General features: G+C 53.3%; 17 protein-coding genes, 1 pseudogene and 1 riboswitch. Of the genes and pseudogenes, 2 read left to right on the forward strand and 16 right to left on the reverse strand.

Translation table 11 applies throughout. From position 1 onward, the window contains the following. Positions 1 to 60: 60 nt before the first annotated feature. Together BJU60_RS03685 and BJU60_RS03690 are read right to left on the reverse strand one after the other, a co-directional pair. Positions 61 to 1,737, reverse strand: a complete 1,677-nt coding sequence (locus BJU60_RS03685; RefSeq protein WP_199749308.1) for a DAK2 domain-containing protein — start codon at positions 1,735 to 1,737, stop codon at positions 61 to 63. A gap of 22 nt (positions 1,738 to 1,759) precedes the next feature. Further along, positions 1,760 to 2,122 carry an Asp23/Gls24 family envelope stress response protein gene (locus BJU60_RS03690; RefSeq protein ID WP_016509701.1) on the reverse strand — a complete coding sequence of 121 codons (363 nt, stop codon included), beginning with the start codon at positions 2,120 to 2,122 and terminating at the stop codon, positions 1,760 to 1,762. Positions 2,123 to 2,374: 252 nt separating this feature from the next. Here BJU60_RS03690 and rpmB point away from each other — a divergent pair, with 252 nt between their 5' ends. Continuing rightward, positions 2,375 to 2,563, forward strand: a complete 189-nt coding sequence (gene rpmB, locus BJU60_RS14945; protein ID WP_015881349.1) for a 50S ribosomal protein L28 — start codon at positions 2,375 to 2,377, stop codon at positions 2,561 to 2,563. Between the two features lie 56 nt (positions 2,564 to 2,619). On the opposite strand, the gene BJU60_RS03695 is transcribed toward rpmB, so the two are convergent. From BJU60_RS03695 to gmk, 14 genes and pseudogenes are all read right to left on the reverse strand, one after another. Further along, positions 2,620 to 3,207 carry a thiamine diphosphokinase gene (locus BJU60_RS03695; RefSeq protein ID WP_070327523.1) on the reverse strand — a complete coding sequence of 196 codons (588 nt, stop codon included), beginning with the start codon at positions 3,205 to 3,207 and terminating at the stop codon, positions 2,620 to 2,622. Further along, positions 3,207 to 3,779, reverse strand: a complete 573-nt coding sequence (gene thiT, locus BJU60_RS03700; RefSeq protein WP_070327524.1) for an energy-coupled thiamine transporter ThiT — start codon at positions 3,777 to 3,779, stop codon at positions 3,207 to 3,209. The genes BJU60_RS03695 and thiT overlap by 1 nt, the downstream gene beginning before the upstream one ends. Before the next feature lie 74 nt (positions 3,780 to 3,853). Continuing rightward, positions 3,854 to 3,953: riboswitch (TPP riboswitch) on the reverse strand. A 19-nt stretch (positions 3,954 to 3,972) separates the two neighbouring features. Then, positions 3,973 to 4,629, reverse strand: coding sequence for a ribulose-phosphate 3-epimerase (rpe, locus tag BJU60_RS03705; RefSeq protein WP_070327525.1), 657 nt, complete (start codon positions 4,627 to 4,629; stop codon positions 3,973 to 3,975). Between the two features lies 1 nt (position 4,630). Further along, positions 4,631 to 5,515 (reverse strand): ribosome small subunit-dependent GTPase A, encoded by an 885-nt coding sequence (gene rsgA / locus BJU60_RS03710; protein ID WP_070327526.1) that lies wholly within the window; start codon positions 5,513 to 5,515, stop codon positions 4,631 to 4,633. A gap of 43 nt (positions 5,516 to 5,558) precedes the next feature. After that, entirely contained in the window at positions 5,559 to 7,496 is a 1,938-nt protein-coding gene (gene pknB, locus BJU60_RS03715) for a Stk1 family PASTA domain-containing Ser/Thr kinase (RefSeq protein WP_070327527.1), read from the reverse strand. Between the two features lie 5 nt (positions 7,497 to 7,501). After that, positions 7,502 to 8,236, reverse strand: a complete 735-nt coding sequence (locus tag BJU60_RS03720; RefSeq protein ID WP_070327528.1) for a Stp1/IreP family PP2C-type Ser/Thr phosphatase — start codon at positions 8,234 to 8,236, stop codon at positions 7,502 to 7,504. 8 nt (positions 8,237 to 8,244) lie between these two features. After that, positions 8,245 to 9,330, reverse strand: a complete 1,086-nt coding sequence (gene rlmN / locus BJU60_RS03725) for a 23S rRNA (adenine(2503)-C(2))-methyltransferase RlmN (RefSeq protein ID WP_070327529.1) — start codon at positions 9,328 to 9,330, stop codon at positions 8,245 to 8,247. A 2-nt stretch (positions 9,331 to 9,332) separates the two neighbouring features. Then, positions 9,333 to 10,661 carry a 16S rRNA (cytosine(967)-C(5))-methyltransferase RsmB gene (gene rsmB, locus BJU60_RS03730; protein ID WP_070327530.1) on the reverse strand — a complete coding sequence of 443 codons (1,329 nt, stop codon included), beginning with the start codon at positions 10,659 to 10,661 and terminating at the stop codon, positions 9,333 to 9,335. 1 nt (position 10,662) lies between these two features. Further along, complete coding sequence (gene fmt, locus BJU60_RS03735; RefSeq protein WP_302050625.1) at positions 10,663 to 11,634, reverse strand: methionyl-tRNA formyltransferase; 972 nt, start codon at positions 11,632 to 11,634, stop codon at positions 10,663 to 10,665. Further along, positions 11,620 to 12,048: pseudogene (def, locus tag BJU60_RS15345) on the reverse strand (peptide deformylase); the annotation flags it as partial. The pseudogene def and the gene fmt, both read right to left, overlap by 15 nt. Before the next feature lie 11 nt (positions 12,049 to 12,059). Continuing rightward, positions 12,060 to 14,384, reverse strand: a complete 2,325-nt coding sequence (priA, locus tag BJU60_RS03740; protein ID WP_070327531.1) for a primosomal protein N' — start codon at positions 14,382 to 14,384, stop codon at positions 12,060 to 12,062. Then, positions 14,381 to 15,571 (reverse strand): bifunctional phosphopantothenoylcysteine decarboxylase/phosphopantothenate--cysteine ligase CoaBC, encoded by a 1,191-nt coding sequence (gene coaBC, locus BJU60_RS03745; RefSeq protein ID WP_070327532.1) that lies wholly within the window; start codon positions 15,569 to 15,571, stop codon positions 14,381 to 14,383. The genes priA and coaBC overlap by 4 nt, the downstream gene beginning before the upstream one ends. A gap of 59 nt (positions 15,572 to 15,630) precedes the next feature. Then, positions 15,631 to 15,840, reverse strand: coding sequence for a DNA-directed RNA polymerase subunit omega (rpoZ, locus tag BJU60_RS03750; RefSeq protein ID WP_070327533.1), 210 nt, complete (start codon positions 15,838 to 15,840; stop codon positions 15,631 to 15,633). After that, a complete protein-coding gene (gene gmk, locus BJU60_RS03755) occupies positions 15,840 to 16,487 on the reverse strand; it encodes a guanylate kinase (protein ID WP_070327534.1) in 648 nt (215 codons plus the stop codon). Before gmk ends, rpoZ begins: the two co-directional genes overlap by 1 nt. Positions 16,488 to 16,618: 131 nt before the next feature. Between gmk and BJU60_RS03760 the strand changes: the two genes are divergently transcribed. Next, positions 16,619 to 18,307, forward strand: coding sequence for an Rqc2 family fibronectin-binding protein (locus BJU60_RS03760; protein ID WP_070327535.1), 1,689 nt, complete (start codon positions 16,619 to 16,621; stop codon positions 18,305 to 18,307). Positions 18,308 to 18,310 lie beyond the last annotated feature (3 nt).

Below are 18,310 nucleotides of genomic sequence, written 5' to 3' on the forward strand. Positions count from 1 at the left end.
ATTTCCCCCTTTCAAAAAAACCCTACCTTCATTATACAGAAGGCAGGGCTGAGATACAGCTTATTCCACACTAAAAATGTAGGAGTAGAGCGGTTGTTTACCGTCATGAACTTCGATTTCAATCTCATCGTTCTTCGATTCGATGTAAGCCGAGAGTGCTGCGACGTCTTCCGCCGACGAACCTTCGCCCGTCAAGATCGTGACAATCTCATCATCCGCGTCCACGAGTGCATCTACGAGCGCTTTTGCCGCTTCTAGACTCGATTTTGATGATGCGACGATTTTCTTCTCAGCAATCGCCATATGATCATCTTTACGAATCTCGACACCGTCGATACTCGTGTCACGGACAGCGTAAGTCACTTGTCCTGACTTGACCGTAGTTGCGGCCGTCTTCATGACCGACTCGTTCGTCTCGACATCCGCTTCAGGATTGAACGCGATGGCAGCCGCTAGTCCTTGTGGTACCGTCTTCGTCGGAATGACCGAGACGCCGCAAGGTGCGACCGATGCCGCTTGCTCAGCGGCCATGATGATGTTCGAGTTGTTCGGGAAGATGAAGACGTGCTCGGCGTTCGCCGCTTCAATCGCTTTGACGATGTCTTCCGTCGACGGGTTCATCGTCTGCCCGCCTTCGATGACATGTGCGGCACCGAGCGAACGGAACAGTTCACTGACACCTTCACCCATGGCGACGGTGACGATCGCGTAAGGTACTTTCGCTTTGACGGCAGTCGCTTGAACGCCGTGCTGGTTGGCACCGTGCTCTTCTTCAAGAATCGTCGAATGCTGTTGACGCATGTTCTCGATCTTGACCGCGACAAGCTCACCAAAACGTTGTCCTTTCGTGATGACGTCGCCCGGCGTCTCGACGTGAACGTGGACTTTGAGCAACTCTTCGTCGGCGACGACAAGGAGCGAGTCTCCGAGTTCAGACAGCTCGTTACGGAACACGTCCTCATCGAACGGAGTCTGTTTCAACTTTTCGTCTTGGAAACGGACCATGATCTCCGTGCAATATCCAAATTCGATATCTTCCGTCGACATGAAGCCTTGCGCAGCATGGTGTTCTGCCTCAACGAGGGCATCCATGACCGGTGCGTGCGGCTTCTCGAGCTCTTTCCCTTCAAGGCTCGCGAGGAACCCTTCATAGATGACGAGGAGACCTTGACCGCCTGAGTCGACGACACCGACTTCTTTTAAGACCGGCAACAAATCAGGTGTCCGCTCGAGCGAAGCTTTCGCTTCCGTGATCACTTGCTCCATGAACTCATTGAAGTCGCTCGTCGACTCAGAAGCACGGAGCGCTTCGTCGGCCGCTTCACGAGCAACCGTCAAAATCGTTCCTTCAACCGGTTTCATAACCGCCTTGTATGCCGTGTCGACGCCACGTTTGAGTGCCTCGGCAAAGTCGAGTGTCGACAATTCTGTCTTTCCTTCGATCGATTTACCGAAACCACGGAATAATTGGCTTAAAATAACACCCGAATTACCACGGGCCCCCATAAGTAGGCCGCGGGCAAACTTCGATGACACGTCAGCGATGTTCGCCGTGTCGAGTGCGGCCACTTCCTTCGCACCTGAAGTCATCGTCAAATTCATGTTCGTTCCCGTGTCGCCGTCTGGGACCGGGAAGACGTTAAGCGAATCCACGTAATCTGCATTTTGGCTCAAGTTGGCTGCACCGTTTGCGACCATTTGCGCAAACACCAATCCATCTAAACGTTTTAACCCCACACCAAATCCTCCTTCGTTCTCGTCAGTCATTCGTCAGACGAACGCCTTGTACGAATATATTTACCGACGAAACGTTTAATCCTAAAGTTTCACCGAGCGTGTATTTTACACGACTTTGCACGTTGTACGCGACTTCCGACACTTTCGTCCCGTAGCTCACGATGATGTGCATATCGATATGTACGTCTTCTCCATCTTGACGTACGACAACGCCACGCGCATAGTTCTCACGTTTGAGCAGTTCTGCGATCCCGTCTTTCAGTTGAGCTTGTGACGCCATTCCTACGACGCCGAAACATTCCATCGCCGCACCGCCCGCGAGTGTCGCGACCACGTCGTTCGTGATATCAATATTGCCATATGTTGTCTTCATTTCAATTGCCATATGGAGTAGCCTCCTTTATTCGGAATGATTCCTACAGTATATTCTACAATAAGTACCTAGTTATTAAAAGGACATGCCCCTAAACTCGGTCAATTGTAACCGCAACCCTCATTCATTATTAAAATCCTCATCCGTAATGTCAAGTTTTTTTCTTGTCATCCGGTTATTTTCTAGTTGCATCGTGAAAAAACCCATGCTAATATAAACGAGTGTCTATTAGGACGAACCCACATAAAAAAGGAGGGGAAACGCATGGCACGTAAATGCTACGTAACAGGTAAGTCACCTAAGTCAGGTAACAACCGTTCGCACGCACTCAACAAGACAAAACGTACTTGGGGTGTAAACGTACAAAAAGTTCGCATTCTCGTTGACGGTAAACCTAAACGAGTTTGGGTTTCAGCTCGCGCTCTTAAATCAGGTCTCGTTGAACGCGTATAATTACCATACACGAACGAAATAAATCCCAGCGGCATGCGCCGATGGGATTTTTTTGTTTATTTCTTTATATACATAATCAAGACGTTGCCGCTATGAACGAGCAAATCCGCCTCTTCCGCCGACCACTCGTTTGAGATCGTCAGCGCCTCATGGCTGACGACGTCATGGTTCTCGAGCGGGTACTTGACGCCACGAATCGAGACCGAGGCCCGTTTCCAAGGTACGAGCGACAAGTAATGGTCAGGACGACGCGGGAGACGATAGTCCCCTTTTCCGACGAGGCGCACTTCTTGCCCGTCTGCGAACAACCGCATCTCGGGGTACGCCTCGAGCAGACCGACGTTGCTGAGCGTCATATCGAGTCTGCCCCCGAGTGCACCGTACACGTCGATCACGTCCGCCCCTTTCCCTCGTGCCGCCTCGAGAGCGATCTCAAGGTCGGTCACGTCTTTTTCAGACGGATAACGGACAGCTTCCTCCGGCACGGTGCCTGTGAACGAATCAAAGTCACCGACGAGCAGGTCCGGCTTCATCCCACGGTCGAGCAGCGTATGATAGCCGCCGTCGACGCCGATGACGTAATCGGCGTTCCGAGGAAGCTCAGGGACCGCTTCCGGGCTCGCAGCCACAATCAAGACACGCATTATCTGATGTCCCGTGTCGCGAGCGTCGCGAAACGCGGCGCCGACGTGAACAAGAGCACGATCACGACCGCCGAGACGAGGAACGACGGCAACATATACGTCAAGTTATAGCCGAGCGAGTACAAGACGACCGGTCCTTCCGCATACTCGGCGAAGAAGACGATGCCGGAGACGACGTGCGCAACGTAGCGGAGCGCCGAGCCGATCAACGCCCCGAGAATCAAATAGAACGTGAGCGTTTTCTTGGCGCCGTCTTTTGCCGACTGTTTGACTTGCCCGGCGAAGATGCCGGCGACTCCGACGAGGCCGTAGGCGACCGTGTAGTCGAGTAAAAACTGGACCGGTGTGAAGATATAGGCCCCAAATAACAGTTGTAGCGTCCCGACGAGCGCGCCTGTCGCGAGTCCGCCTCTCAATCCATGCCGATACGCCATCACGAGAATCGGCAGCATCGCCAAGCTGACTGCTCCGCCTTGCGGCAACCGATATGGGATGAGCATGTCAAAGATCAGTCCGAGCGAGGCGAACAGCGAGATTTCAATGAGCGCCTGAAGTTTTAAACGTTGTTTCATCTTATTCCCTCCTTGATATGAGTGAACGACAAAAAGCAGCATGACGTAAACGCCATGCTGCTATCGTGTAGCAACGTGCATTTTCGCCACATCCCTACGTCCGTGTGAACGGAACAGGTTCAAAGGGTTAGCTCATGCCTCTCAGCCACAGATGTGACACCCCTTGCGACAATATTTGTTGTTCTACAGACGATTATACACGAGACGCGTTGCGAATGCTATCGATTGCGTCTTTATAGCTCGGTTCGTTATAGATGGCTGAACCGGCAACGAGGACGTCGGCACCTGCGTCGATACAAAGTTTTGCCGTCGCAGGATTTACCCCGCCATCGATCTCGATCTCGAAGTCGAGACGACGCGCTTGGCGCATCTCGCTGAGCGCCGCGATCTTCGGGACGACCGCTTCGATGAACGCTTGGCCGCCAAAGCCAGGGTTCACGGTCATGAGCAACACCATATCGACATCACCGAGCACGTGCTCGATTGATGACAACGGCGTATGTGGGTTCAAGACGACACCACACTTGGCGCCGGCTCCTTTGATTTGTTGCAATACGCGATGCAAATGGTTTGTCGCCTCGACATGGACCGTGACGATATCGGCGCCTGCTTGAACGAAGTCCTCGACGAACCGTTCCGGCTGGTCGATCATCAAATGGACGTCTAATACCATGTCCGACTTGTCACGCAAACTTTTGAGTACCGGCAGTCCAATCGAGATGTTCGGCACGAACTGACCGTCCATGACGTCAAAATGAATGTAATCGGCCCCTGCTTCTTGGACCGCTTTGACCTCTGCCTCAAGGTTGGCAAAATCGGCCGACAGGATCGATGGTGCGATTTTAATCATGTTAGTACCTCCGTTGTCTATCTTTTAATTCCTCCATAAACGTAACATAGTTCGCATAGCGGGTGGAAGCGATTTCTCCGGCCTCGACCGCCGCTTTGACGGCACAACCTGGCTCGTTCAAATGGGCGCAACCACGGAATTTACAGTCATCGTGCCGCAAGACGAATTCAGGGAAACACCAACGCATCTCCTCGACTTCAAGTTCTTCCGGGAACTCAAGACTCGAGAATCCAGGTGTATCGGCGACGAACCCGTCCGCGAGTGTGATGAGCGTGACGTGACGCGTCGTATGCTTCCCGCGGCCAAGCGCTTTCGAAATTTTACCAGTCGCGAGTTCGAGCTCCGGTGCGACCGCGTTCAGCAACGAACTCTTCCCGACGCCGGTCTGTCCGGCGAACACGCTCGTCTTGTCTTTGAACGCGCTGCGGATGAGCTCGATTCCAGCTCCGTCTTCGGTCGACGTCTCAATGACTTGATAGCCGATCGAACGGTATAGCGCTGCCGCCGCACTAATTTTTTCTTTTTCAGCTTCTAGCAACAAGTCCATCTTCGTCAACACGATGATTGGGTGAACTTGCTTCGATTCGATCAAAATGAGAAAGCGGTCAAGCAAATGAAACGAGAACGCCGGCTCTTTCACGGAAAAGAGCAGAAACGCCTGATCGATGTTGGCGATCGGCGGACGGACGAGATGGTTCGACCGCTCATCGACAGCCATGATGTAGCCGGTCCCGTCCCCTTGGTCTTGAATATCGACGTCGTCCCCGACGACGGGCGAAATGTTTCGGTTCCGGAAGTTTCCCCGGGCGCGACATCTGATTTCAACTTTCGTTTCGGTCATGACATCATAAAATCCACCTTGCAAGCGAATAATCGTTCCTTTCATCCTGTTTCCTCCTTAGAAAAGAGGTGACGCGCACGCCACCTCTTCATTGTGAATCTTTTGCTTGGGCGTATGTCACCGTATCGGTCCGAACGACTTCTCCCTCGACTTCAATCGTCGCGGTACCGACTTCGTCCGGAGCAATGACGAGCGTATAGGAATACGTCGTCGTTTCTGTGATCATATCACGCAACACTTCGATCTCACCACGGGCATCGACGGTACGGATGACGACTTCGACCGGCTCCGCCTCTTCACCTTCTGCCGGCGGTTCGATTTCGACGTCCACTTCTCGCTCGATCGAGATGTCGGTCGGCTCGACCCCTTGTGAGACGATGACCGTCAGTTCCGTTCCCGGGTCGACCGCCGTCCCTGACGTCGGAAGTTGACGAATGATTTGATTCGCTGGGATGCTCGTCGAATACTCATCGCGTTTCACGATTTTCAAGTTGTTTTGCTCGGCATAAGTTGACGCCTCTTCGAACGTGTAGCCCGTCAAATTGGCGAGCTCGATTTTATTGCTACCGGTCGAGACGACGAGCGTGACCGTCTCTTCCGACGCGATAACTTCTTCACCTGGCGTGATCGACTGCGAAATCACATCTCCGCTGTCGACCGTTTCGGACGCTTCGGATTGGATTTCAATATCTGTGAAATCAAGATCTTTCAACGTTCGTTCCGCTGCTGTTTGAGACAACCCTTCGACGTCAGGCATCTCGACCGTCTCTTTCCCAGCAGATACGACGATGGTGACGACCGTTCCGCGCTTCGGCTTCCGTCCAGGTTGCGGGTTTTGCGAAATCACGTCGCCTTCAGACACGTTGTCACTCACTCGGTCTGTCGTCTCAACGACGAATCCTGATGCTTCCAGTTCAGTCGTCGCATCACCGACGCTCATACCGACGACATCAGGCACGACGGCACGTGACATTTCATCTGCAACCACATACGCGGCAACCCCGCCACCAATCAATAGAAGAACGAGCAATAGCCAGAGCCACCACTTCTTTTTCTTTTGTTTCTTCGGCGTCGCTGATTCCGGCTCGACTGCAGCTGCCGGCTGCTTGACGACTTCTTTCGGTTCTTCCGGGACGACAGGCGCCATGACGAGCGTCTGATCAAACTCGTCTTGTTCTGTCGGCATCCGTTTCGGTTCGTCCGCTCGGTCTGGGCTGAGCGACGTCAAGCAGTCTTTTTTAAAAGCAGCGACCGAGGCATGTCGTGCCCCCGGCGATTTGGCGAGCGCCTGCATAATACAGTTCTCAAGCGCTTGTGGAATTTTAGGGTTCAAGTCGAGCGGTCGGATCGGATCATCTTGCAAATGTTGCAACGCGACCGCGACCGGCGTCTCACCGATGAACGGGACTCGTCCTGTCACAAGTTCGTACAGCACCGCACCGAGCGAATAAATGTCTGACTTCTCATCGGCAAACTTGCCACGCGCTTGTTCCGGAGAGAAGTAGTGGACCGACCCGAGGACTGACATCGTATGGGTCAGCGTCGCGTTCGACATGGCCACGGCAATCCCGAAATCGGTCACTTTGACGTTCCCGTTTTGGTCGATCATCATGTTTTGCGGCTTGATATCCCGATGAATGATGCGATGGGCATGGGCATGATCGATCGCATCACAGATCTGTCCCATGATCCGTAACGCTTCCTCGATTGATATGTACTCTTCCTGTAAATATTGTTTGAGCGTCATACCATCGACATGTTCCATGACGATGTAATAAATGTCTTGTTCATCTCCGACGTCATAAATGGCGACGATGTTTGGATGGTTCAGACTGGTTGCCGCATGGGCTTCTCGTTCGAACCGGCGTATAAATTGTTCGTTATGCGAGAATTCAGATCGTAACACCTTAATGGCGACGGTTCGGTTTAAAATCTCATCGTGAGCCCGGTAGACATTTGCCATGCCGCCGCTACCGATTTGTTGTTCGATCCGATAACGATCGTTGATTCGTTCTCCACTTCGCATCGGATTCATCCTCTCTTTCTATCTGTAAATTGGACGAGCGCCACAGTGATGTTGTCGCTCCCACCCAATCGGTTGGCTTGATCGATCAACATGTCCGCCTTAGCGTCCGCAGAGATGGGACGAGTTAAGGCGTGTTTGATGGCTTCATCTGTCAGGTGAGTCGTCAAGCCATCCGTACAGATTAAAATCGTGTCGAACTCGGGGTCGGCAAACACTTGCAGATCAGGTTCGACGTGCTCTTTTGAGCCGATCGCACGGGTGATAATATTTCGTTTCGGGTGGATCCGCATTTCTTCTTCCGTCAATTCCCCAAGTTGTTTTAGCACGTTGACGTAAGAATGGTCTTCCGTCAATTGTTGGAGTGTTCCGCCACGAAGGGCGTAGACGCGGCTATCGCCGATGTGCACGATGACAATCGTCTCGTCATGCCAACAGACGCCAGCGATGGTCGTCCCCATCATGACGAGATTAGACTGCTTCGCGAATTCAAGCACTTGCTCATTTGCCAGCTCCACGTTATCACGGAACCACGTCTCCATCGCTAACGGTGTGGCCGGAAGCGTCGGAAAGGCGCGACGAAACTGCTCGATGACGAGCCCGCTCGCGACCTCTCCTGCCTCATGCCCCCCCATGCCGTCGGCGACGAGGGCGATCCCGGCATGCTCGTCCCCTAAAATCAAGACGGCATCCTCGTTTTGAGCCCTCACCTGCCCACGGTCGGTTCGGTATGCTAATTCCATCTTCCTGATTACCTCGTTTCTTGTTCGCGCTCCTTCGCTCGAAGCTGCCCACAAGCCGCATCGATGTCCGAACCTTGTTCGCGACGAATTGTCACGTTCACTTTTCGATCTTTGAGCACTTTTTCAAAGGCAAAAATTTGATTACGTGGCGTGCGCACATAGTCGCGCTCAAGCACATGGTTGACTGGAATCAAGTTGACGTGGCATTTGACGCCTTTCAACAAGTCGGCAAGCTTGTGTGCATCTTCTTCTGTATCATTGACGCCACCGAACAAACCGTATTCAAACGTGATACGACGTCCACTCTTCTCCGTGTAATAGTTGACGGCTTCCATCAACTTGTCCAAGTTATAGGCACGGTTGATCGGCATGAGACGTGTCCGAACTTCCGTCGACGCCGCATGAAGCGAAATCGCAAAGTTAATGCGCATCCCTTCGTCGGCGAACTTGTAGATTTTCGGCACGATTCCGCTCGTTGAGACGGTGATGTGGCGTGAACCGATGTTCAAACCGTCATCGTGGTTGACCGTGCGCAAGAAACGCATCAATTCGTCATAGTTGTCAAACGGTTCGCCGATTCCCATGACGACGATCGAGTCGACACGTTCACCGCTCACGTCGAGCGCCCGTTGAACATCTAATACTTGAGCCGTGATTTCTCCGGCTTCAAGGTTACGTTTCAACCCGCCGAGCGTCGATGCACAGAACGTACAGCCGATGCGGCAGCCGACTTGTGTCGTGACACAGACCGAGTTGCCGTATTCGTGGCGCATGAGTACCGTCTCGATCGAGTAACCGTCTTGGAGCTCGAACAAGAACTTGATTGTTCCGTCTTGTGATTCCTGGCGGACGAGTTCTTTTAACGTCGTCAACTGGAACGAAGCATCGAGTTTTTCACGAAGCGGTTTCGACAAGTTCGTCATATCATCGAATGACGTCACCCGTTTGACATACATCCAGTCATATAACTGTTTCGCGCGGAACGCCTTTTCTCCTGCATCGATGAGCCATTGTTCGAGTTCAGGGTATGTGAGCGAATATAAAGACGGCTTGGCGCCGACTAATGGGGTTTTTTCAACTGCTTTTGGATTCATGTTTATACCTCTTTCTTAAATGCGGCGATGTAGAAGCCGTCAGTTCCGAACGTCGTCGGAAGTAGTTTGAGTTCGGCGCGGTCCGATGACACCATCGGACGTAACACTTCAGGAAGACGATCTCGGAGTGTTTCATCCCACGTCAATCCGTTCGACAATATATAGTCGGCCTGCCGTTCATTTTCAGACGGGTCGATTGTACATGTCGAGTACACTAGCGTACCACCTTGCTTCAGTAGTGGCAAGACAGCGTCAATAATTTCACGTTGGATGATCGGCAGTCCAGAAAGGGATTCTTTGTCCTTCGTCCATTTAATATCTGGCTTGCGGCGAATGACACCTAGACCCGAGCACGGGACATCGAGCAAGATGCGGTCAAAGCTCTCGCGTTCGAACTCATCTCCGGCGTCTCGGGCATCGAGGGCTAGTGCGGTCACTCCATCGATTTGCAATCGCTTCACTTGTCGTTCGATCAGTTTTGCCTTATGAGGGTGAAGGTCGAGCGCCACGAGCGTCCCGCCGTCCATCCGTTCGGCGGTGTGCATCGCTTTGCCGCCTGGCGCGGCACACGCGTCGAGCACGCGTTCGGTCTTCTCGGCACTGAGCGCGTCGGCGACGATCATCGAGCTCTCGTCTTGAATCGACAAAAGTCCTGCGTCGATAAACGGCGTCGTATGAACGTTTCCGGACTCGATGACGAGACCGTCTGACGATAGCTCAGAACGTGACGCTTGTACGCCTGACTCGGCGAGGCGTTCGATCATCTCGTCGACCGTGATTTGTTTGCGGTTGACGCGAACTGTCACCGGGGCCGGCTCGTTGTTCAACTTGCACATCGCCTCGGTCGCCTCAATCCCGTACGTGTTGATCCAATCCGCGACGAGCCAGTCAGGATGACTGTGCTCGATCGCGATCCGTTCGGCGTCAGGAAGACCGCTCAAATCTGGGAACCCGTCACGGGTGACGTTGCGCAACACGCCGTTGACGAACTTGCCGATGCCGGAGTGCCCACGTTTTTTGGCGATCTCGACCGCCTCGTGTAAGACGGCCCGGTCCGGCACTTTGTCTAAATAGAACAGTTGATACACACTCATCCGCAGGAGCGGTAAGACGAAACTGTCTAGTTTTTTCGGGTTTTGGACACGCTTCTCCAATATATAATCAAGCGTTCGCTTCCGCCCGAGCGTTCCGTAGACGAGCTCTGTGTAAAGTCCCACGTCTTTTGAAGCTAGCTTTTTTTGGTTTAATAAATCGTTGACCGCGATCGTCGAATAGGCTCCGCCTTGTTCGATTTTGATCAGCGTATCAAGCGCTGCTTGTCTTACGTTCATGTCACCCTCCTAATTGGTCGCCCACTTGCAGCTTTTGTCCGGCACCGCGCATGAACGTGGCACCGTCCATCCGTTTTTTTCCGGCCGGCTGTAACTCTGTCACTTTGATGGCGACGTCATCTCCAGTCGCGACCACAAACCCATCCTCTTCAAGCCGGACGATTGTGCCCGCCTCACCGCTCCCGCTCGTCTTCTCGCTCGCGAACACTTTCACCCGCTCACCCGCGATCAAAGTATACGCCGTCGGGAACGGGTTCATGCCACGAATGTGGTTGAAGATCGATGCACCCGGCTGCGACCAGTCCAGCTGTTCGCGGTCCCGGCTAATGTTCGGTGCGAACGTGACGTCACGTTCGTCTTGCGGTACCGCTTCGATCCAGCCTTCTAAAAAGGCTGGCAACGTCTTGATCAACAGATCAGACCCTGCGACGGCAAGTTTGTCGAACAGCGTACCGACCGTGTCTGTCTCTTCGATCGGGACGATCGTGTTCGCGATCATGTCACCTGCATCCAATTTATCGACCATGTACATGATCGTGACGCCCGTTTCTGTCTCTCCGTCCAAAATCGCTTGATGGATCGGTGCGCCCCCCCGGTATTTTGGAAGGAGCGAGGCGTGCACGTTGATCGCGCCATATGTCGGCGCCTCTAACAGTTCACTCGGCACGATTTGCCCGTAAGCCGCCGTCACAATCAAATCCGGTTCAAGCGCCAAAATATCCTCGTAATCGGTGCGGACTTTGATCGGCTGCAATACCGGGATGTTATGACGGAGCGCACACTCTTTGACCGGTGTCGGTTTGAGCTCGCGCTTGCGACCGACCGGTTTGTCCGGCTGCGAGACAACACCTACGACATTGTATCCTTCTTCGAGCAAGCGCTCAAGTACGGATACGGCAAACGTCGGTGTGCCCATGAAGACGATCCGCTTGTCGGTTCCTGGTTTAGGAACGGCGAGTTTATCGGTGAACAGGACGCCGTCTAAATGGTCGATCTCGTGTTGGATGGCGCGCGCGAAGAAGCCGCTTGCTTTCACTTCTTGAAAGCGCCCTTTCATGTCTTGCGTCTTGACGACGATCGACTCATGTCGTTCGACGAATCCGAACTCGCCCGGGATGCTCAAGCACCCTTCTAATCCGACGGCTTTGCCTGCGGTCGAAATGATCTCTGGATTGATCAATACGAGCGGACCTGTTTCGTCGTCAGTATGGACGACGGCAAGGCGCTGGTTCAAATTGACTTGCGGCGCGGCCACACCGACGCCATCATACTCATACATCGTGTCAAACAGCCGGTCGACCGTCTGGCGCAACTTCTTATCAAACTTTGTCACCGGGTCACAGTTGACCCGCAAAATCTCATTTGGAATTTCGACTACTTTATACATTTCGTTCCACCTCACATGAAGACGTATGGATTTACATCTATACTCAATTGATATTCTTTTTTGCTGATCGCTTTCGCCCGCGCTTGTTGCAGCATGGCGAGAACGGGATATAACGCTTCCGGTTGTTTCGTCTTGATGAACAGCTGGTAGCGATACAAGTTTTTAAGTTTCGATAACGGTGCCGGCATCGGTCCGTTCAGCCGGGACTGCTCGACGTGCGCTGCCGCGAAATCGGCGGCGAATAGGTCGGCCTCAGCTTGCGCGACGAGCGGATTTTCAGCCGCGAACGTGACGAGCGTCACGTACCAGTAAGGCGGATGGTTGCCGACTTGTCTGAGTTTCATCTCGCGCTCGAAAAACGACTCATAATCATGCCCACTCGCCGTCTCGATGACATAATGGTCCGGATTGTACGTCTGGACGTACGCCTCACCCGGTAAACTTCCACGTCCGGCTCGTCCGGCGACTTGGGTGACGAGTTGGAACGTGCGTTCGGTCGCCCGAAAGTCGGGCATGCCGAGCGTCGCATCGGCCGCAAGTACCCCGACGAGCGTGACGTTCGGAAAATCGAGCCCTTTGGCAATCATCTGGGTACCGAGCAGGATGTCGGCCTCGCCGTCCTCAAACCGTTTCAATAACTGTTCGTGCGACCCTTTACGTGACGTCGTATCCTGATCCATGCGGATGATTCGAGCCTCGGGGATTCGGTTCAACAGCTCGGTCTCGATCTTTTGTGTGCCGGTGCCGAACTGTTTGATTTTTTTACTGTCGCACGTCGGGCATTTCGGCGGCATCCCGATCTCATAGCCACAATAGTGGCATTTAAGCCGGTCGCCGTGCTGATGATACGTCAAGTTGACGGCGCAATGTGGGCAAGTGAGCCCTTCCCCGCAATCACGGCACATGACGAACGTCGTGAACCCGCGGCGATTGAGCAAGATGACACATTGTTCTTTCTTCGCAATCCGGTCGTTGATGGCCAGAAATAAGTCTTCCGAGAACATCGTCGTGTTCCCTTTCGCGAGTTCGCGGCGCATATCGACAATATGGACGGGCGGCATCTTGCCACCGTAGCGTTCACTCAAATGCAAATAGCGATAGACGCCTTTTTGAGCGCGGGCGTATGACTCGAGCGACGGTGTCGCACTTCCGAGCACGACCGGACAGCCGTGATGACGGGCGCGCCAAATTGCGACGTCGCGCGCATGATAGCGTGGATTTTCTTCTTGTTTATACGTCGTCTCATGCTCTTCGTCTAGGATGAGCAGGCCGATGTGTTCGAGCGGAGCAAAGATGGCCGATCGGGCGCCGACGACGACGTCAACTTCCCGTCGCTTGATTTTCCGCCACTCATCGTACTTCTCGCCTTGCGACAAGGCGCTATGGAGTACGGCGACGCGGTCGCCAAAACGGCGTTTGAACCGTTTGACCATCATCGGTGTCAAGCTGATCTCTGGGACGAGCAAGACGGCTTGCTTCCCGTCATCGACGACTTGGCCGATCGACTCGAGATACACTTCGGTCTTTCCGCTTCCGGTCACGCCGTGGAGCAACAACGTCTCACCGGCTTCGGCCTCGCGAATCGCGCGCACTGCTTCCGTTTGACTGTCGTTCAGTTGGACATCATCGATCACTTGTTCGATTGAAGCGTACGGGTCTCGATTCAATTCCACTTCGGTCACTTTGACGGCACCGAGCGTCTCGAGCTTTTGCAGCTGGGGCCGCGTCAATCCGATTTGACGGAGCGACGACCAGTACATACGAGGCACGTCTTCAAGTAGACGGACCGCCTCGAGCTGTTTTTTGGCACGCGCCGGGACGACGCTCGCATCCTTCAACTCGATCAACAAGTCGGTTTTGACCGTTCGTTTCTCTTTTAGCACCGGTGAAAGCGACAAGTCCCCTTTTTTGGCCATGGCCAAAATCAACGACTGGACTTCTTTTGGGTACTCGGACAAGTGTGTGCCGGCCCGAACACCCTCAGGAAGTGACTCCCCTTTGATCGCTTTATCGTAACTGACTTTCAGCGCCGCCGGCAACATGGCGAGCAGTGCCGATGAGCGGAAGCAAAGCGTCGTCTGTTTCACGTGCGTCGACAGTTCGAGCAACTCTTCGGTCAAAGACGACTCTTCGTCAAGAAGTGCTTCGAGCGGTTTTAACCCTTCACGTGTTCCGTCCGATACCCCTGTCACGATGCCGAGTAACCGTCTCGATCCGAACGGTACCGATACGCGCATACCTGGCTCGATCAACGACTCGAACTGGACCGGGACCTCATAGTCAAACGGTCGGTCGATCGTGATGACCGGAGCATCGACGTGGACGTGGGCAATCATCGTAAACCTTCCTTAAAGTAGGCGAGTAACTCGTGGGCGAGACGTTGTTTGCTCTGCCGTGGCAGACGGACAGATGAGCCATCCGCTCGGAATAAGACGACTTCGTTGTCGTCAGACCGGAAACCGATGTCTCGCTTCGACACGTCATTCGCGACCAAGAAGTCGACGTTTTTACGCTCGAGTTTAGCCCGGGCATGGTCTTCAAGCTGCTCTGTCTCGGCAGCGAATCCGACGAGGAGCTGATGCGTCTTCTTCGTTCCGAGCTCTTTTAAAATATCGGTCGTCTCCTCGAGCTCGATCGTCAACGGGCCGTGGACTTTTTTATGTTTCTCGGTGTGGACCGTCTTCGGACGATAGTCAGCGACCGCCGCCGACTTGATGACGATGTCTTGCGTCGCAAATCGCTCGAGCACGGTCTCGAGCATCTGTTGTCCCGACTCGACCTCGATCGCGGTCACCCCGTCTGGGATCGGGACTTGGAGCGGGCCGTGGACGAGTGTCACGTTCGCGCCCATATCTCGCGCCGCCTCAGCAAGAGCGACTCCCATCTTCCCGGATGAATCGTTGGATAAAAACCGGACCGGGTCGATACGTTCGACCGTCGGACCAGCCGTGATCAAGACGTACTTTTCAAGCAAGTGTTTCGGGACGAACTGGCTCGCGATGATGCGGACGAGATCTTCCGGTTCGGGCAGACGTCCGCCGCCAATCCAGCCGCAGGCCAGATTGCCGACACCCGGCTCGATGATTTGATAGCCGTATGATTTGAGCGTCTCGATATTTCGGCGGGTCGCCGGATGTTCGAGCATATTGACGTTCATCGCCGGAGATACGATGACGGGACATTTCGCTGCTAAGATCGAGGTCGTGATGAAGTCGTCGGCGATTCCGTTAGCAAGTTTAGCGATGATATTCGCCGTCGCCGGGGCGACGACGATTAAATCACTCGTATCAACGACATCGATGTGGGCGATCTTCGTCGGGTCGTGCTCTTCGAACACGTCCGAATAGATCGGATTGCGACTGAGTGCTTGAAACGTCGCCTTTCCGACGAACTGCTCAGCTGATTCTGTCATCGCCACGCGGACGTTCGCGCCTGCTTGAACGAGTTTTGACGTGAGTGCGCACGCCTTATATGCAGCGATACCGCCGCTCACACAAAGCAAGATGTTCCGGTCGTTCACCATTCACATTTCTCCCCTTTATAGACAATGAGACCCAAGTCGTATCCGACTTGGGTCACACTTCATCCGTTGTTCTTTTCGTTCACGATGATTGTCGTGTCACCCGAGAATATTTCTTCTAGCGCTTGACCGACCGGTTTATACGATTTTGGCGCAGCGATTTTTGGTGCTTTTCCGTCTTGGATCTGACGGGCACGCTTGGCGGCCACCGTCACGATTGTGTATTTCGACGGGATGATACGTTGTAAGGCATCAATCGAAGGGTATAACATTAAATGACCTCCATCATAGCTTTTTTATAGAGAGACGCGACACGTTCACGTTTACAATGCTCGGCCGTCACGATCGCTTTGATCCGGTCGATCGCTTTATCGACTTCGTCGTTTGTGACGACGTAATCGTAAGCATCCATCAACTCGATTTCTTCACGGGCGACGAGCAAGCGTTGCTTGATGACTTCTTCCGATTCAGTGCCTCGACCGACTAAACGGTTTCGAAGTTCTTGCAGGCTCGGCGGTGCGAGGAATAAAAAGACGGCTTCTGGGAAGCGTTCCTTTACTTGGAAAGCTCCTTGGACTTCAATCTCTAAAATGACGTCCTTGCCACTTTCAAGCGTCTCGCGCACCCATTCGACCGGTGTCCCATAATAGTTGCCGACGAATTCTGCATGCTCAAGCAGTTGATCGTGTTCAATCATGTCTTCAAATTGCTCTCTCGTCTTAAAGAAGTAATGCACTCCCTCAACTTCGCCTTCACGTGGTTTTCGAGTCGTTGCCGACACCGAATACTGAAGGTTGTTGTCCGCCTCTTCACGGAGCACTCGGCAAACAGTACCTTTGCCGACACCGCTTGGACCAGACAAGACGATTAATAATCCTCGTTCTTTAAAATTCAATGCAAGCCCTCCATCTTCTAACATCACATTACATTATAATAGCAGTCCTTTAATTGTTACGGCAAGAAGAAGTTCGGATTTCCTACTTCATCGTACCATATTTTCTGTGAATCTGATAACGTAGAGACAGAAAAAGGACAAAGGTGATGAGACTAATGGCATATGATGGATTAATGACATATCGTGTCGTAAAAGAACTACAACCGCTCGTTGGCGGTCGAATCAATAAAGTGCATCAACCGTATGCGCTCGACTTGATGATTCAAGTCAGATCGAACCGACAAAGCGTCTCGTTGCTCGTTTCAGCGAACGCGATGTATGCGCGACTTCAATTGACGGACACCCCGATCAAGAACCCGCAAGAGCCTCCGATGTTTTGTATGATGCTGCGGAAGCATATCGAGGGCGGCTTTATCACAGCGATCGAACAAGTCGGCCGCGACCGCGTCATCGTCTTCTCGGTCAGATCGCGTAACGAGCTCGGTGATGAAGAAAACAAACGCGTCTATGTCGAACTGATGGGACGTCACTCGAACGTCGTCTTGACGAACGAGGACGGCAAGATTTTAGACGCGATCAAACACCTTCCCCCGTCTCAAAACACGTATCGGACGATCATGCCAGGCAGCGAGTACATCTTGCCGCCGGCGCAACAAAAATCCGATCCGTTGACGGAACGGGAAGCGGGATTGAAACGAATCGATTGGAACGCAGGTATGCTCGACAAGCAGCTCGTCGCTCACTTTTCCGGGATGAGCCCGCAGATCGCCCAAGAGATTATGTATCGGGCCAAGACGCCGAACCGCACGAACTTAGAGGCGGCGTTTGACAGCGTGATGGCGGATCTTGACGGCGCTTATGTATTCCAACAGCTCGCCTCCGGGAAGGAACGGTTCAGTCCGATCGCGCTCACGTCAGGCGATATCGTTTCTGAAGAACGCTACGACTCGAGCCGGGAAGTGCTCGACCGCTTTTACTATGAGAAGGCGAACCGTGACCGGGTCAAGCAGCAAGCCCATGACGTCGAGCGTCTGCTCAAGTCAGAGCTCGAGCGCAACCAATTAAAACGGAAACGCCTGCTCGAGGATATGAAAGCGACGGAACGATCGGACGAGCTCCAAAAATACGGTGAGCTGTTGACGACGTATTTGTTCCAGCTTGAGAAAGGGATGAAAGTCGCTCAGGTCGTCGACTATTATGATGAGGACGGCGCCATGATCGATATCCCGCTCGATCCGCTCAAAACACCGAACGAGAATGCGCAACGTTACTATAAGAAATACAACAAACTAAAAGTTGCCAAAATCGAGGTTCAAAAGCAAATTGAACTGAACGAGACCGAAATCAGCTATTTAGAGACGCTCGTCGCCCAACTCGACGTCGCCGCGCCGCGCGATATCGTCGAGATTCGCGAAGAGCTGGCCGAAGGCGGATACATCCGACAAAAACGTCAGAAGAAGAAACAAACGGCCAAAGTCGCGCTCGAAGGCTACACATCTTCGACCGGTGTCGAGTTTTACGTCGGCAAAAACAATACGCAAAACGACTACTTGACGTTCAAGTTCGCGCGTCGCGACGAAGTTTGGCTTCACGTGAAAGATATCCCCGGTTCACACGTCATCATCCGGTCAACCGAACCGGACGAGACGACGCTCCTCGAAGCAGCGACCGTCGCCGCCTACTTCTCGAAGGCACGGGCCTCGAGCGGGGTGCCGGTCGACTATACGAAAGCCCGTTACGTGAAAAAACCGAGCGGCGCCAAGCCGGGATTCGTCATCTACACCGATCAGCAGACGGTATACGTGACTCCGGACGAGCAGCTAGTCAAATCGCTTAAACAATGAACA

The organism is Exiguobacterium aurantiacum (genome assembly GCF_001766415.1).
Taxonomy (GTDB): domain Bacteria; phylum Bacillota; class Bacilli; order Exiguobacteriales; family Exiguobacteriaceae; genus Exiguobacterium; species Exiguobacterium aurantiacum_A.